This is a genomic window from Rhizobium sp. SVR5-2C, from assembly GCF_056755115.1.
On the sequence record NZ_JBNDHT010000165.1, the window covers coordinates 1 to 13,671 of the forward strand.

The 13,671-nt window shown below is 63.0% G+C and carries 12 protein-coding genes; 10 read left to right on the forward strand and 2 right to left on the reverse strand.

Annotated features, from left to right (window positions below; all coding sequences use genetic code 11):
- Both ACPYOI_RS31030 and ACPYOI_RS31035 read right to left on the reverse strand, forming a co-directional pair.
- The coding region (locus tag ACPYOI_RS31030; RefSeq protein ID WP_481423826.1) for an MFS transporter at nucleotides 1–790 on the reverse strand (790 nt) is incomplete at its 3' end.
- Nucleotides 791–889: 99 nt separating this feature from the next.
- Nucleotides 890–2,065 carry an HlyD family secretion protein gene (locus ACPYOI_RS31035; protein WP_481417568.1) on the reverse strand — a complete coding sequence of 392 codons (1,176 nt, stop codon included), beginning with the start codon at nucleotides 2,063–2,065 and terminating at the stop codon, nucleotides 890–892.
- 136 nt (nucleotides 2,066–2,201) lie between these two features.
- Here ACPYOI_RS31035 and ACPYOI_RS31040 point away from each other — a divergent pair, with 136 nt between their 5' ends.
- From ACPYOI_RS31040 to ACPYOI_RS31085, 10 genes are all read left to right on the forward strand, one after another.
- On the forward strand, nucleotides 2,202–3,104 hold the full coding sequence (locus ACPYOI_RS31040) for a LysR family transcriptional regulator (protein ID WP_481417569.1): 903 nt from the start codon (nucleotides 2,202–2,204) through the stop codon (nucleotides 3,102–3,104).
- Between the two features lie 232 nt (nucleotides 3,105–3,336).
- On the forward strand, nucleotides 3,337–4,980 hold the full coding sequence (locus ACPYOI_RS31045) for an arylsulfatase (protein ID WP_481417570.1): 1,644 nt from the start codon (nucleotides 3,337–3,339) through the stop codon (nucleotides 4,978–4,980).
- Between the two features lie 68 nt (nucleotides 4,981–5,048).
- Nucleotides 5,049–6,026, forward strand: a complete 978-nt coding sequence (locus tag ACPYOI_RS31050; protein WP_481417571.1) for an AAA family ATPase — start codon at nucleotides 5,049–5,051, stop codon at nucleotides 6,024–6,026.
- Nucleotides 6,023–6,973 (forward strand): DUF58 domain-containing protein, encoded by a 951-nt coding sequence (locus tag ACPYOI_RS31055; RefSeq protein WP_481417572.1) that lies wholly within the window; start codon nucleotides 6,023–6,025, stop codon nucleotides 6,971–6,973. Before ACPYOI_RS31050 ends, ACPYOI_RS31055 begins: the two co-directional genes overlap by 4 nt.
- Nucleotides 6,973–7,494 carry a DUF4381 domain-containing protein gene (locus ACPYOI_RS31060; RefSeq protein ID WP_481417573.1) on the forward strand — a complete coding sequence of 174 codons (522 nt, stop codon included), beginning with the start codon at nucleotides 6,973–6,975 and terminating at the stop codon, nucleotides 7,492–7,494. Before ACPYOI_RS31055 ends, ACPYOI_RS31060 begins: the two co-directional genes overlap by 1 nt.
- On the forward strand, nucleotides 7,481–8,470 hold the full coding sequence (locus ACPYOI_RS31065) for a vWA domain-containing protein (protein WP_481417574.1): 990 nt from the start codon (nucleotides 7,481–7,483) through the stop codon (nucleotides 8,468–8,470). Before ACPYOI_RS31060 ends, ACPYOI_RS31065 begins: the two co-directional genes overlap by 14 nt.
- Nucleotides 8,467–10,020 (forward strand): VWA domain-containing protein, encoded by a 1,554-nt coding sequence (locus tag ACPYOI_RS31070; protein WP_481417575.1) that lies wholly within the window; start codon nucleotides 8,467–8,469, stop codon nucleotides 10,018–10,020. The genes ACPYOI_RS31065 and ACPYOI_RS31070 overlap by 4 nt, the downstream gene beginning before the upstream one ends.
- Nucleotides 10,017–11,306, forward strand: a complete 1,290-nt coding sequence (locus ACPYOI_RS31075; RefSeq protein ID WP_481417576.1) for a BatD family protein — start codon at nucleotides 10,017–10,019, stop codon at nucleotides 11,304–11,306. The genes ACPYOI_RS31070 and ACPYOI_RS31075 overlap by 4 nt, the downstream gene beginning before the upstream one ends.
- Nucleotides 11,307–11,419: 113 nt before the next feature.
- Nucleotides 11,420–12,385, forward strand: a complete 966-nt coding sequence (locus tag ACPYOI_RS31080) for a formylglycine-generating enzyme family protein (protein ID WP_481417577.1) — start codon at nucleotides 11,420–11,422, stop codon at nucleotides 12,383–12,385.
- Between the two features lie 91 nt (nucleotides 12,386–12,476).
- Nucleotides 12,477–13,427 (forward strand): HAD family hydrolase, encoded by a 951-nt coding sequence (locus ACPYOI_RS31085; protein WP_481417578.1) that lies wholly within the window; start codon nucleotides 12,477–12,479, stop codon nucleotides 13,425–13,427.
- Nucleotides 13,428–13,671 lie beyond the last annotated feature (244 nt).

Genomic DNA, 13,671 nt, shown 5'->3' on the forward strand with positions numbered 1-13,671 from the left:
AGACCGCAGCGATAATCGACAGGCGGACGATGAAGTCCGAGCCGAACCAGTCTTCCTTGTTGCCCTCCTCCAGCACCGTCTGCAACGCGGCAAGCCCGATCGCCATGGTGATGATGCCGGGCCAATCGCCTTTAGCCAGGAGACCCAAGTTCATCGGCGCGCGATCGAGTGACGCCCAGAGCATGCCGACCATCAGCAGGCCGGGAACGAGATTGACGTAGAAGATGAACTCCCAGCCGTAGTTCTCCGTGAGATAACCGCCGATGGTGGGGCCGATGGCCGGAGCGAAGGTTGCCGAGAGCGCAAAGAGCGCCAGTCCGATCGGTTGCTTGGGCTTGGGCAGCAGCGTGATGATGATGGTGAACGCCATCGGAATGAGAACGCCGCCGGCGAAGCCCTGGATCGCGCGCAGGACAATCATCTGCTGCAGGTTCGCAGCGAAGGCGCAGGCGACAGAGAAGACCAGAAACAGAATGGCGTTGGCGAGGAGGTAGCTGCGGACCGAGAAGACCCTGGCCAGCCAGCCGCTCAGCGGGATGACCACGATCTCGGCGATGAGGTAGGACGTTGAAATCCACCCGCCGTCGTCCTTGCCGGCGCCGATCGCGCCCTGGATGTCTGCGAGCGATGCGTTGACGATCTGGATGTTGAGGACGGCCATGAACGCGCCAAGCGTAGAGCCGACGACGGCGATCCACATGCGCAATGCGCTCATCTCGGATTTGGCGGGCTGCGCCAGGGGCGCCTGCGGGCGCGGATTGCTATTGGCTGCAATCTCAAGGGTAGCCATGACTTTTCTCCTTCCGGCTGGTCCGGAATCTCTCATGACGCTGGGTGGTCGATAATCGGGAAAGGAACGGAAGGATTATCCGGTGGGGTTGGATAATCCTCACTTCCCTTCCGATAGCTGCGCGGCCTTGGTGTTGACCTCGGGTTCGACGGACATGCCGGAGCGAAGACGGCCGGCGAGGTCCTCGTCGTCGATGACGATCTTGACCGGAATACGCTGGACGATCTTCGTGAAGTTGCCCGTCGCATTGTCCGGAGGCAGCAGCGAGAACTCGAGACCGCTTGCGGGCGAGACGCTGTCGACATGCCCCTTGACTTCGAGGTCAGGGAAGCTGTCGACCTTGATCTCGACCGGCTGACCGGGCTGCACGTAGGTGAGCTGCGTTTCCTTGAAGTTGGCGACAATGTAGACCGAATGCAGCGGGACGATCGCCATCAGCTGCGTGCCGGAGGTTACGAACTGTCCGACGCGGATCGAACGGGCCCCGACGGTGCCATCCACAGCGGCGACGATGTTCGTGTAGGAGAGATTCAGCTCGGCCTGATGGGCGACGGCAAGGGCTCGATCCTTCTGGGCGACGGCCTGGTCGTGCTGCGTCTTGAGCACGGGCACCTTGTTCTGGGCGGCGACGAGGGCGGCCTGGTCGCGTTCGACTGCGGCGGAAGCCTGATCCATCAGCGACTGGCTCTGCTCGGCGCGGGATTGCGTACCAGCGCCATTGGTCGTGAGGCGGGCGTTTCTGGCAGCATCGGATTTTGCAAAAACCAGCGAGGCCTGGGAGGCGTCGAGCGAGGCCTTCGCCTGACCGATGACCGACTGCTGCAGGTCGACCTGGGCGTCGATGTTCGTGATCGCTGCCTCCGCTGCCTTCACGTCGGCCTTTGCCTGGTTGAGGGCGGCCTGGAAGTCGCGGTCGTCGATCCGGGCGAGCACCTGCCCGGCCTTTACGACGTCATTGTCGCTGACGAGGACGTCCTTGATGTAGCCGGCAACCTTCGGAGCGACAGTCGTATAGTCCGCCTTCACGTAGGCGTCATCGGTGGATTCGATAAAGCGGCCGACGGTCCAGTAGTGGTGGCCGAAATGGACGCCGTAGGCAGCACCTGCGAGAAGAACGGCCAGAAGCACACCCTTCTTGACGCCGCCCTTCCGCGACTTGGCAGTCGCCGGCGGTGCGGGGACCGGCTTCTGCTCGGGCACGGATGGGATGTCTTTGATCTTCGTGTCGGCTTCGGCGGAAGTCTCGAACACCTCCTTGCGGGGCAGCTCAACCATTTCAATTCTCCTGCGGTTTCGCGCAACGAGCGCGGGCTTGCTTGAATGGCGCGAAGATGCCGCGCTATTCATCGATTGATAATCCGCGTATATCGGTAAGGATCATACGCTGAGAGCGGATAATCAGGAGGCAGGCATGGACCGGCTGACAAGTCTTTCGGTCTTCGGAAAGGTCGTTGAATGCGGCGGTTTCAGCGCGGCGGCGCGCCGCCTGAACATGTCGGTGACGATGGTCGCCACGCACGTGCAGTCATTGGAAGAGAGGCTGGGCGTCAGACTTCTGAACCGGACCACGCGCAAGGTCAGCCTGACGGAGACGGGCAAGTTCTACTACGACCGGTCCGCCCAGATCCTTGCCGATCTCGAGGAGGCCGACCGCGCCGCAGGAGCGCTGACCACGACGCCGCGCGGAGTTCTCAAGCTCCATTCAACAACCGCAGTCGTACCCTTCCTTCTGCCTGTCATCGACGAGTTCCTCGAGCTCTATCCTTCCGTCTCACTCAACATGATCACCGGCGAGCGGATGATCGACATGATCGAAGATGGATATGACCTTGCCATCCGCCCGGTTCCCTCGCCCGACTCCAGCCTGATCGCCAGAAAGCTCACGCCATGGAGGCACTTGCTCGTGTGCTCGCCTTCCTACCTCGAAGCACACAAGGCGCCGGAAACTCCCGCCGATCTTGCCGGTCACGACTGCCTTCAATACACGTACTATCCGTACGGCGACGAATGGACCTTCGAGACTGAAACGGGCGACCGGACCCAGGTGAAGATCAACGGCTCGGTCGTCTCGAACAGCGCCGAGACACTGAGATATCTGGCCATCAGCGGGCGCGCGGTCTGGCTCGCCCCGAGCTTCGTCGTATCGGAAGACCTGGCCGAAGGCCGGCTCGTCCGCCTGCTCCCCGGCTACCGCGGCGTGGAATTCGTGATCAACGCCGTGTACCCGAACAGAAGCCACCTGCCGACAAAGGTCCGTCTGTTCATCGATCTGCTCGCCGAACGGTTCGTCGAACATCGGAAGTGGATGACCTAAGCCAATGCGGCGAGGATCCGGGATCGAAGCCGCCAACCGAATAGGAGGCAAGGATTTACGGCAGGATTTACGGCATGCAACGTCAGCGTTTACTGTAACGTACTTCCGCTAAGGCACTTTAAGGAGAAGTCTCTCCGGGTCGAATGACGACGATCCAGTTCAGGCATGGCCGTACCCTGCCGGATATAAGGGAGAGCGTAATGTTGGACGACCTGAAAGCCGGGAGGACGTGATGGGCACGAAACTCTCCGGAAGACTTCTCACCGCAACGGCCGCCGTCGCCATGGCGCTGGCATCGACAACATTCCTCACGGCGGCAAGGGCCCAGCAGCCGGCACCCGCAGCGCCAGCGCCCGCCGCCGAACCCGCAGCGCCTCAGGACACGTCAAAGCCGAACATCCTCGTCATCTTCGGCGACGACGTCGGCCAGACGAACATCAGCGCCTATTCGTTCGGCGTGATGGGCTACCGCACGCCGAATATCGATCGTATCGCCAAGGAAGGCATGATGTTCACGGATTATTATGCCGAGAACTCCTGCACGGCTGGGCGTTCCACCTTCATCACCGGCCAGGTCTGCCTGCGCACCGGCCTCTGCAAGGTCGGCATCCCAGGAGCCACGGTGGGTCTCCAACCGCGTGACATCACCATCGCCCAGGCCCTCAAGCCGCTTGGCTATGCGACGGGCCAGTTCGGCAAGAACCATCTCGGCGACCGCGACGAGTTCCTGCCGACCAATCACGGCTTCGACGAATTCTTCGGCAACCTCTACCACCTGAATGCCGAGGAGGAGCCGGAACGGCCTTACTATCCCAAAGACGATCAGGAATTCGTGCGTACGAATTCACCGCGCGGCGTCCTGAAAGCGTCAGCAGACGGCAAGATCGAAGATACCGGCGCGCTCAACACGAAGCGCATGGAGACGATCGACGACGAGACGACTGCAGCGGCGATCGACTTCATGGACCGGCAGGTGAAGGCAGGCAAGCCCTTCTTCACCTGGATGAACACGACCCGCATGCATGCCTTCACGCATGTACGGGAATCGATGAAGGACCAGAGCGGGATGCCGGGCAACGAGTATGCCGATGGCATGGTCGAGCATGACGGCGACGTCGGCAAGCTGCTGAAAAGCCTCGACGATCTTGGTATCGCCGACAACACAATTGTGGTCTACACCACCGACAACGGTCCAAACCAGTGGTCATGGCCGGATGCCGCGACCACATCGTTCCGCAGCGAGAAGGACACCAATTGGGAAGGCGCGTTCCGCGTTCCGGCAATGGTTCGCTGGCCAGGACACATCAAGGCCGGCGAGGTCTCGAACCAGATGATGTCCGGACTGGACTGGTTCCCGACCTTGCTTGCAGCCGCAGGCGATCCCGACATCAAGGACAAGCTCGTGAAAGGCTCGACGATCGGCGGCAACCAGTTCAAGGTCCATCTCGACGGCTATAACCAACTCCCGTATCTGACGGGCCAGGATAGCAAGTCGTCGCGTGATGAATTCTATTACTTCAACGACGACGGCGAGCTTGTCGCTTACCGCTACGGCAACTGGAAGATCGTCTTCTGCGAGCAGCGGGAGCCGGGCGGTTTCGTGGTGTGGGCCAACCCCTTCGTCTGCCTGCGCGCGCCGAAGGTCTTCAACTTGAGGATGGACCCCTACGAGCGAGCTGACGTGGTATCCGACCAGTACTACGACTGGCTGGCCAAGAACGCCTACCTCCTTCAGTACGGTGTCTGGCGGGTGGCCCCGTTCCTTCAGACTTTCCGCGACTATCCGCCGAGCCAACGCCCGGCAAGCTTCAGCGTTGACCAGATGGTCGAGGCGCTGATGCGGTCGCTGGACCAGAGCCCGGCCGCGGCGCGCTAACGCGCGGTATCGACAAAGCGGGCGCGGTCGGTCGCCGCGCCCGCCATCCGTAATTCCACGGAGCACACATGACGGCACGTGATGATATCCTCGCCCTCGGCGAGCGCATCGGCCAGTCCATCATCGGCCAGGAAACCATGGTCGAACGGCTGCTGCTCGGGCTCCTGGCCAACGGCCATCTGCTCGTCGAAGGCTTGCCCGGCCTTGCCAAGACGCGCGCGATCAAGAGCCTTGCGAAGAACCTCGATTCCGAGCTCTCGCGCGTCCAGTTCACGCCGGACCTGCTGCCGGCCGACATCACCGGTTCGGAAGTCTACTTTTCCGAAGGCGGAAAAGGCGAGTTCAAGTTCCAGCAGGGCCCGATCTTCGCCAATCTCATTCTCGCCGACGAGATCAACCGCGCGCCCGCCAAGGTGCAATCCGCCTTGCTGGAAGCGATGGAGGAGCGGCAGGTCACGGTCGGCGGCAAGAGCTACCCGCTGCCCGATCTTTTCATGGTGATGGCGACACAGAACCCGATCGAGCAGGAAGGCACCTATCCGTTGCCCGAAGCGCAGCTCGATCGCTTCCTGATGCATGTCGAGGTCGGCTATCCCGACGAGAAATCGGAGGCCGCGATCATGCGGCTCAATCGCGACGAAGAGAACGCCGCCCATGGCGGCGCCAAGCCTGCTCCCGTAGAACGCCTCAATCCACGGGCCGTCTTCGATGCCCGCAAGGAGATCGGCAGTGTGACGGTTTCCGACCCGGTGGAGAAATACATCGTCGCCCTTGTCTTTGCGACGCGCTATCCGGACCGTTACGACAAGGACCTCGCGAAGCTGCTGCAGGTCGGCGTCAGCCCGCGCGGCGTCATCGGCCTCGACAAGGTCTCGCGCGCCTATGCCTGGCTGAAGGGCCGCGACTACGTGACGCCGGATGACGTGAAGGCGATCGTCAACGACGTATTCCGGCACCGGCTGATCCTCTCCTATGACGCCCATGCCTCGAACACGAGCGCCGACAAGGTCATCGACCGCATCACCGAACTGGTGGCTGTCTCATGACCGGGGCAAAGGTCAGCGGCGGTGTTTATGTGACGACTGAACAGCTCGTGGCTCTCGAAGCCCGCGCCCGCGACCTGAGCTTCGTCCAGAAGGCCCGCAGCCATCAGCAGCTTGCAGGGCGCATGCAATCGTCCCTGCGCGGCCGTGGCCTCATATTCGAGGAGCTGCGTGAATATCTGCCGGGCGACGACATCCGCTCGATCGACTGGCGCGTGACGGCCCGCACCAGCAGGCCGGTCGTCCGCGCCTACGGCGAGGAGAAGGAGCGCCCGGCAATCCTCGTCGTCGATCAGCGGATCAACATGTTCTTCGGCAGCCGCCGGTCGATGAAATCCGTCACCGCGGCCGAGGCGGCCGTGCTCTGCGCCTGGCGCATTCTCGGTTCCGGCGACCGGGTCGGCGGCTTCGTCTTCGGCGATGGCGGCACCGATGAGGTCAAGCCGCACCGCAGCCGCAATGCCGTCATCGCGCTCGCCAACAGAATTGCGGAAAAGAATGCGCAGCTCTCCGCCACCTATGCCGTCACACCCTCGCCCGCGGCACTGGACGACGCGCTGCATAAGGTCGCCAGCATCGCCCATCACGACCATCTGGTGATCGTCGTCAGTGATTTCGACGGCTATGGCGAGACCACGCGAAATCTCCTGCTCAGGCTTTCCGGCCGTAACGATGTCATCTGCCTGCTTGTCTACGATCCCTTTCTGCTGGAACCGCCGACGAGCGGCGAGATCGTCGTCAGTGGCGGCACACTGCAGGCGGAGCTTGCGCTCGGACGAAGTTCCGTTCGCGGCTCCGTCGATGCGTTTGCCCGCAACCGCGGCAGGGACCTGCGCGCCTGGCAGAAGGATCTCGGCCTTCCGATGCTGCCGGTATCGGCAGCGGAGGAAACCGCGCCCCAGCTTCGTCGCCTCCTCGAGCAATCGGCCTGGCGGCAACGGAGGCACTGATGGAGCCCAACCCCAAGCTCGACCCGATAACGGAAACCGCACTGCGCTCGCTGCACGACATCGCGGTTCCGCCGCCGGTTTCGTGGATGCCGCAGACCTGGGGGTGGGCGGCACTCGCGGCAATCCTTCTCGTGGCCCTGCTCGCCTGGGCTTTCCTCGCGCTGAGACGCTACCGCCGCAATGCCTATCGCCGGGAGGCGCTACGCCTGCTCGACGCCGTCGCTGGCGATATCCGTAGTCCCATGACGCGCAAACGCGGCCTTCAAGGCCTTGCCGAGGTGCTGAAACGGACGGCGCTTGCCGTCTGGCCTCGGGAGCGGGTGGCGTCGCTGGCCGGCCCGCATTGGAACGAATTCCTGGATGGCTCCGCAGAGGCAGGCGAAGGCCATGCATTGGAGCGGTTGTTCGACGACTTCGAGTATCGTGACGAAGGGTCCCTCGCAGCCCTTCCGCCGAGCGTGGGCGACGATCTCCTGCTCGGCGCCCGCCGCTGGATCGAGAAGCACCATGTACCAATTTGACCTCCCATGGCTGCTCCTTCTCTTGCCGGCGCCGCTGCTTGTCTGGTGGCTGCTGCCGCCTCACCGGGAAACCTCCGCCTCCATCCGCCTGCCGTTCTTCGAACTCGTCGCAAAGGCAGCAGGCATGAGTCCGACCGAAGGCTCGGTTGTTCCTCGCCGCTCCTGGCCGCAGGCGATCGTCGAGGGCCTCGCCTGGTGCCTGGTCGTCTTGGCGCTCGCCCGCCCCCAGTTCGTCGAGCCGCCGATCGAAAAGACGGAGCCGCAACGCGACATCTTGCTGGCGCTCGACCTGTCGCAGTCGATGGACACCAAGGACTTTCGCGCGCCCGGCGGGACGCTCGAGCCACGCGTTGACGCCGTCCGGCAGGTCGTCTCCGATTTCATCGTCAAACGGACAGGAGACCGGATCGGACTGATCGCCTTCGGCGATGCACCCTACCCTCTGGCGCCCTTCACCATGGATCACGAGCTCGTCCGCACCATGGTCGACGGCCTGCTTCCGGGCATCGCCGGCCCGAGGACTTCGCTCGGAGATTCCCTCGGATTGGCCATTCGGATGTTCGACAAGACAACCGTTCCGGAAAAAGTGCTGATCGTCCTCACCGATGGCAACGACACCGCAAGCAAGATGCCGCCGCTGAAGGCTGCCGAGGTCGCCAAGGCAAAAAGCATCGTGATCCACACCGTCGGCATCGGGGATCCTGCCGCCACGGGCGAGGACAAGCTCGATACGACGACGCTGCAGAAAATCGCCGCCGGCACCGGCGGACGATACTTCTTCGGCGGCGACCAAGATCAACTGGCTGCCATCTACGCGGAACTCGACACCATCACGCCGGAGGACCAGAAGAACCTTTCCTGGCGGCCACGGACCGAACTCTTCCATTGGCCGCTCGCTGCAGCGGTGGCCTTGCTGGCGGGTTGGTATTGCGTCGCTGGAGCGATCGGCCTCGTTCGACGGAGGGCTGTCGCATGATCGCCGACTTCCATTTCCTCCGCCCCTGGTGGCTTCTCGCGCTCATCGTGCCGCCGATGATTGTCTGGCTCGCCGCGCACTCGGGAGACATCCGAAGCCGATGGAAAGGCATGCTCGCGCCGCACCTGCTCGACAGCCTCGTCATCGAGCCGGATCGGCGCAATCAGCTGAAACCGGCCTGGATGATCGCCGCGCTCATGGCATTGGCCGTCCTCGGAGTGGCCGGGCCAACCTGGCAGCGCGAAGCCCCACCCTTCGTCTCGGACACAGCCTCCCTCGTCATCGCCGTCGACCTCTCGCCGACTATGGACGCCGTGGACATCAGTCCGAGCCGCATCGAACGTGCGAAGCTGAAGATCCATGACATTCTGGCGGCCCGTGATGGAGCGCGCACGGCCGTGGTCGCCTATTCGGGAACCGCTCATCTCGTCGTGCCGCTCACAGAGGACGAAGCGCTCGTCCAAACCTACACCGATGCGCTGGCGACCGGCATCATGCCCAAGCCCGGCAAGGACACCGCGGCTGCTCTGAGGCTTGCGGATAGCCTCCTGAAGGCGGATGGCTCCTCGGGCACGATCCTTCTCATGACCGACGGTGTCGAAGAGGCGGCCAACGCTTCGGCCAAAGAGATCGGCAGCGGCATCCTCGTCCTCGGCGTCGGCACCGCGGAAGGCGGGCTCGTCAAGCAGGCGGACGGCGGCTTCCTGACCGGCGCCGGGGGAGACAGGGTCGCCTCGAAGCTCGATCTCGATGGCCTGAAGCAGTTCGGAAGCGAGACGGGAGCCGGCGTCGCAACCATCACCGACGACGATTCCGATGTCCGATGGATAGCCCAGCACGTGCGAAGGAATTTCGCCCAGCAGGCGGCGAAGGAGGGCGATCGCTGGCGGGATCTCGGATGGTGGCTCCTTATACCGGTGGCATTGCTGCTTGGGCTTTCATTCCGCCGCGGATGGGTTGTGAAGGTCGCGGTGCTGCTGGCCTGCGCAAGGCTCCTCTCCCCGCCGCCCGCCGAGGCTGCGAGCCTCGTGGACATGTGGCTGACGCCCGACCAGCAAGGCCGCCTCGCCTTCGAGCGCGGAGACTTCGCGTCAGCTTCGATGCATTTCAAGGACCCGATGTGGAAAGGCGTCGCCCTGTACCGGGCCGGCCGGTTCCAGGATGCGGTCGATTCCTTGGCCAATGTCGACACCGCCGAAAGCTGGTTCGATCAGGGCAATGCCCTCCTCCACCTCGGAAAGTTCGAAGAAGCCGGCGCCGCCTACGGCAAGGCGCTGGAAAAGCGAAACGGCTGGCCGGAGGCAGAGGCAAATCTCGGTATTGCCGAGCAGCTGCTGAAGCAGCAGCAAGAGGAGGACGAGGAGCAGCAGCAGGACCCGAACCAGAAGCCGGACAGCGTCCAGTTCGACGACAAGGGCAAGCAAGGCAAGGCGGGGCAGGTCAACGTTGCCGAGCAGACATCGGAGATGTGGATGAAGAACATCCAGGTGAGCCCCGCTGACCTGATGACGCGGAAGTTCGCGCTTGAGGATCGGAAGGCGACGCCATGAGACTGGCCTTTCTACTATTCCTTCTCCTGACGCCGCTGCAGGCGCTGGCGGCAGAACCCTTCGCGCAGGCGACGGTCGACGACGGCGGCGACATTGTTCCCGGACGGCAGGTGTATGTCACGGTGGATGTCTTCGCGCCGGACTTCTTCACGTCGCCTCCGCAGTTTCCGCTGTTTGATCTTCCGAACGCACTCGTTACGCTTCCGGACGAACGCGCGCAGAACCTCCTCCAGACCGTGGACGGCGTCCAATATTCCGGTATCCGGAGACGTTACGCGGTCGTGCCCCAAATGCCCGGCCGCTACGTCGTCCCGCCAATCGAAATGGAACTCGGCTACTCGGTCGATGGCAAGCCCGCCCGCGGCGTCGTCACAGCGCCGTCGGTCTCCTTCGTGGTACAGGGAAGCCCCGGCATGCAGGAGCGGGTCGCCTTCGCCGCACGCAAACTGACCATAGAACAGACGTTCGACCGCGATCCGGCGTCGCTGAAGGCGGGAGACGCCCTCGTCCGGACGATCACGATCACCGCTGAGGACACTCAAGCCATGATGATTCCTGCCGTGCGAGGCGGAACGGTGGCTGGACTCCACGAATATGTGAAGCAGCCCAAGATCGAAGACGGCATCGCCATCGGACGGGAGATGGCCAGCCGACGGATCGAGACCCTCGTATACACGGCCGAAGCGGTCGGAAGCTATTCGCTTCCGGAGATCGATTACGACTGGTTCGATGTCGACAACCATCGGGAGGATACGGCCTCCCTTCCCGCCGTCCCGGTCACCGTAGCACCGGCACCGATACGCCAGACCATCACACCGGACGCGGGCACGCAGGACGAAGGCCGCCCCGCGCACGTCGACAGGCAGAGGCTGGCGATAGGCATACTTTCGCTGCTCGCAGCTGCGGCGCTCGTGTGGCTCGGCCGGCGGCTGGGGCCTCTCTTGGCCGAACGCGTTCGCTGGCTTCGCCAGCGATACCGCGCCTCCCATGCCTTCCGCCTGCGCCAACTCAGGAAGACGATCGGGTCGGCCGACGAGATGGCCGTCTATGCCGGACTGCAGGACTGGAGCCGCGACCAGGGATACCGCTCGCTGGAAGACTGGGCGAACGATGGGCCGAGAGATCTCCGGCTGCAGGTGGATCTCCTCTCCCGGAGCCTGTTCCGATCCGAAGATTCCAAGGTCGATCGGCACGTTCTGCAGAAATCCATAGATTTCCGAAGGGCCGGATCCGTCATGAATTCCGAGATCCTGCCGCCGTTGAATCCGTCCGGTCAGCAGCGGTAATCTACCCTCATTTACGTTCCTGCTTGCGTAAACGACGCCCGCATTTACTGTAACGTACTTCCGCCCCTTCCCTTCACGCGCGATGCTGGCAGCATCTTGAACCGGAGGCGACGATGGCTTCGGCATTCGACGACGTTCCAACCTCGGGCGCTGCACCAGACGGCATGGTCTGGATTCCCGGCGGCACCTTCACGATGGGCTCGGATCGGCACTATCCGGAGGAGGCGCCTGCCCATCCGGTCACCGTCGACGGGTTCTGGATCGACGAAACGCCGGTGACGAACCGCAAATTCATGGAGTTCGTCAAGGCCACCGGCCACGTCACAATGGCCGAAAAGGCGCCGGACGCCAAGGACTATCCGGGCGCCCTTCCCGAGATGCTGCGCGCGGGCTCCCTGCTCTTCGTCCAGCCGAAAGGCGTCAGCGGACCGGACATTTCGCAGTGGTGGACCTTCAAGTTCGGCGCGAACTGGCGCCGACCGCTCGGGGGGTTGAGCGACCTGCGCGGCAAGCTCGACCATCCGGTCATCCACATCGCCTGGTCGGACGCCAGGGCTTACGCCGATTGGGCCGGGCTCGACCTGCCGACGGAAGCTGAATGGGAGTTTGCCGCCCGCGGCGGGCTCGAAGACACCGAGTTTGCCTGGGGCGAGGAGATGACGCCCGGTGGCAAGATCATGGCCAATACCTGGCAAGGTACCTTCCCGACCTACTCGACGAAGCCGAAGGGCCATGAGCGCACGTCGCCGGTGCGGTCGTTTCCGCCAAACGGCTACGGGCTCTACGACATGATCGGCAACGTCTGGGAATGGACCGGCGACTACTGGAGCACGCGGCATCGCGAACCCGCCGCTAAGGCCTGCTGCATTCCGAAGAACCCGCGCGGCGGCGATGCCGAGGCGAGCTACGATCCCAACCAGCCGGCGATCCGGATTCCGCGGCGAGTACTCAAGGGCGGCTCGCATCTCTGTGCCCCGAACTACTGCCGCCGCTACCGCCCCGCCGCCCGCCATGCCGAACCCGAAGACACGTCAACGAGCCATGTCGGCTTCCGCTGTGTGAAAAGAATGCCGCGATAACGAAACAAATGATTTGGGGAGAAACACGATGAGAAGCTCCTATAGAGACGTCGACACGATCCTCGCCTCTTTCATCGTCGCTTTCGTGCTGATGGTGATCGGCGCCCTGCCGGCGCTGGCGCAAGAGCCGCTGCCCTCGTGGAACGACACGGCAGCCAAGAGCCGCATCATGGACTTCGTCAAGGCAACCGTGACCGAAGGCGGCGAACGCTACGTCGCATTCGAAGATCGGATCGCCGTCTTCGACAATGACGGCACGCTCTGGACGGAGCAGCCCTACTACATCCAGCTCGGTTTCATCCTCGACCGCGTGAAGACGCTCGCCCCTGAGCACCCGGAATGGAAGACGAAGGAGCCCTTCAAGAGCGTTCTCGAGGGCGATCTGAAGGGCCTCGCCAAGGGCGGAGAAATGGGCATCGTCGAACTCGGCATGGCCACGCATGCCGGCATGACGACGGATCATTTCAACACGATCGTCACCGACTGGTTCACGACTGCGAAGCATCCGGAGACCGGCAAGCTCTACACCGAGATGACCTACCTTCCGATGCGGGAGCTCCTGGACTATCTGCGCGCCAACGGCTTCAAGACCTACATCGTGTCGGGCGGCGGCGTCGAATTCATGCGGCCGGTCACCGAGAAGCTCTACGGTATCCCGCCGGAACAGGTCGTCGGCAGCACCATCACGACCGAATTTGCGATCGTCGACGACGTACCGGTGCTGAACCGGCTGCCGAAGATCGACTTCGTCGACGACGGTCCCGGCAAGCCGGTGGGTATCAACAAGTTCATCGGCCGCAAGCCCATCTTCGTCGCCGGAAATTCGGACGGCGACTACGAGATGCTACGCTGGGCGGCAGCAGCAAAACCACCAGGATTTGCGATGATCGTCCATCACACCGACGGCGTCCGCGAATACGCCTATGACCGCCAATCGTCGTTCGGCAAGCTCGACAAGGCGTTGGACGAGGCGGAACTCCGGAATTGGCTGGTGGTCGACATGAAGAACGATTGGAAGAAGATCTTTGCTTTCAACCAATGACTTGCATCAGAACGCTTGCCGGAGCCCCGGCAGATCAGCGAACCGATGGACCTTTGCGGCGACACGTTTCGAAGCCGCCGCAAAGTTGAACGTCGATTAAAAGCGGAACACGGCGCCCAGGATCGGACCGTGCTCGATGACATCTTGGGTCAGGCTGTCGTTGCTGTAGTTCACACCGAGCGCGCGATATCCGATGAACGCAGAGAGCCATTCTTCCCATTTGTAGCCCACGCCCCCCATCACG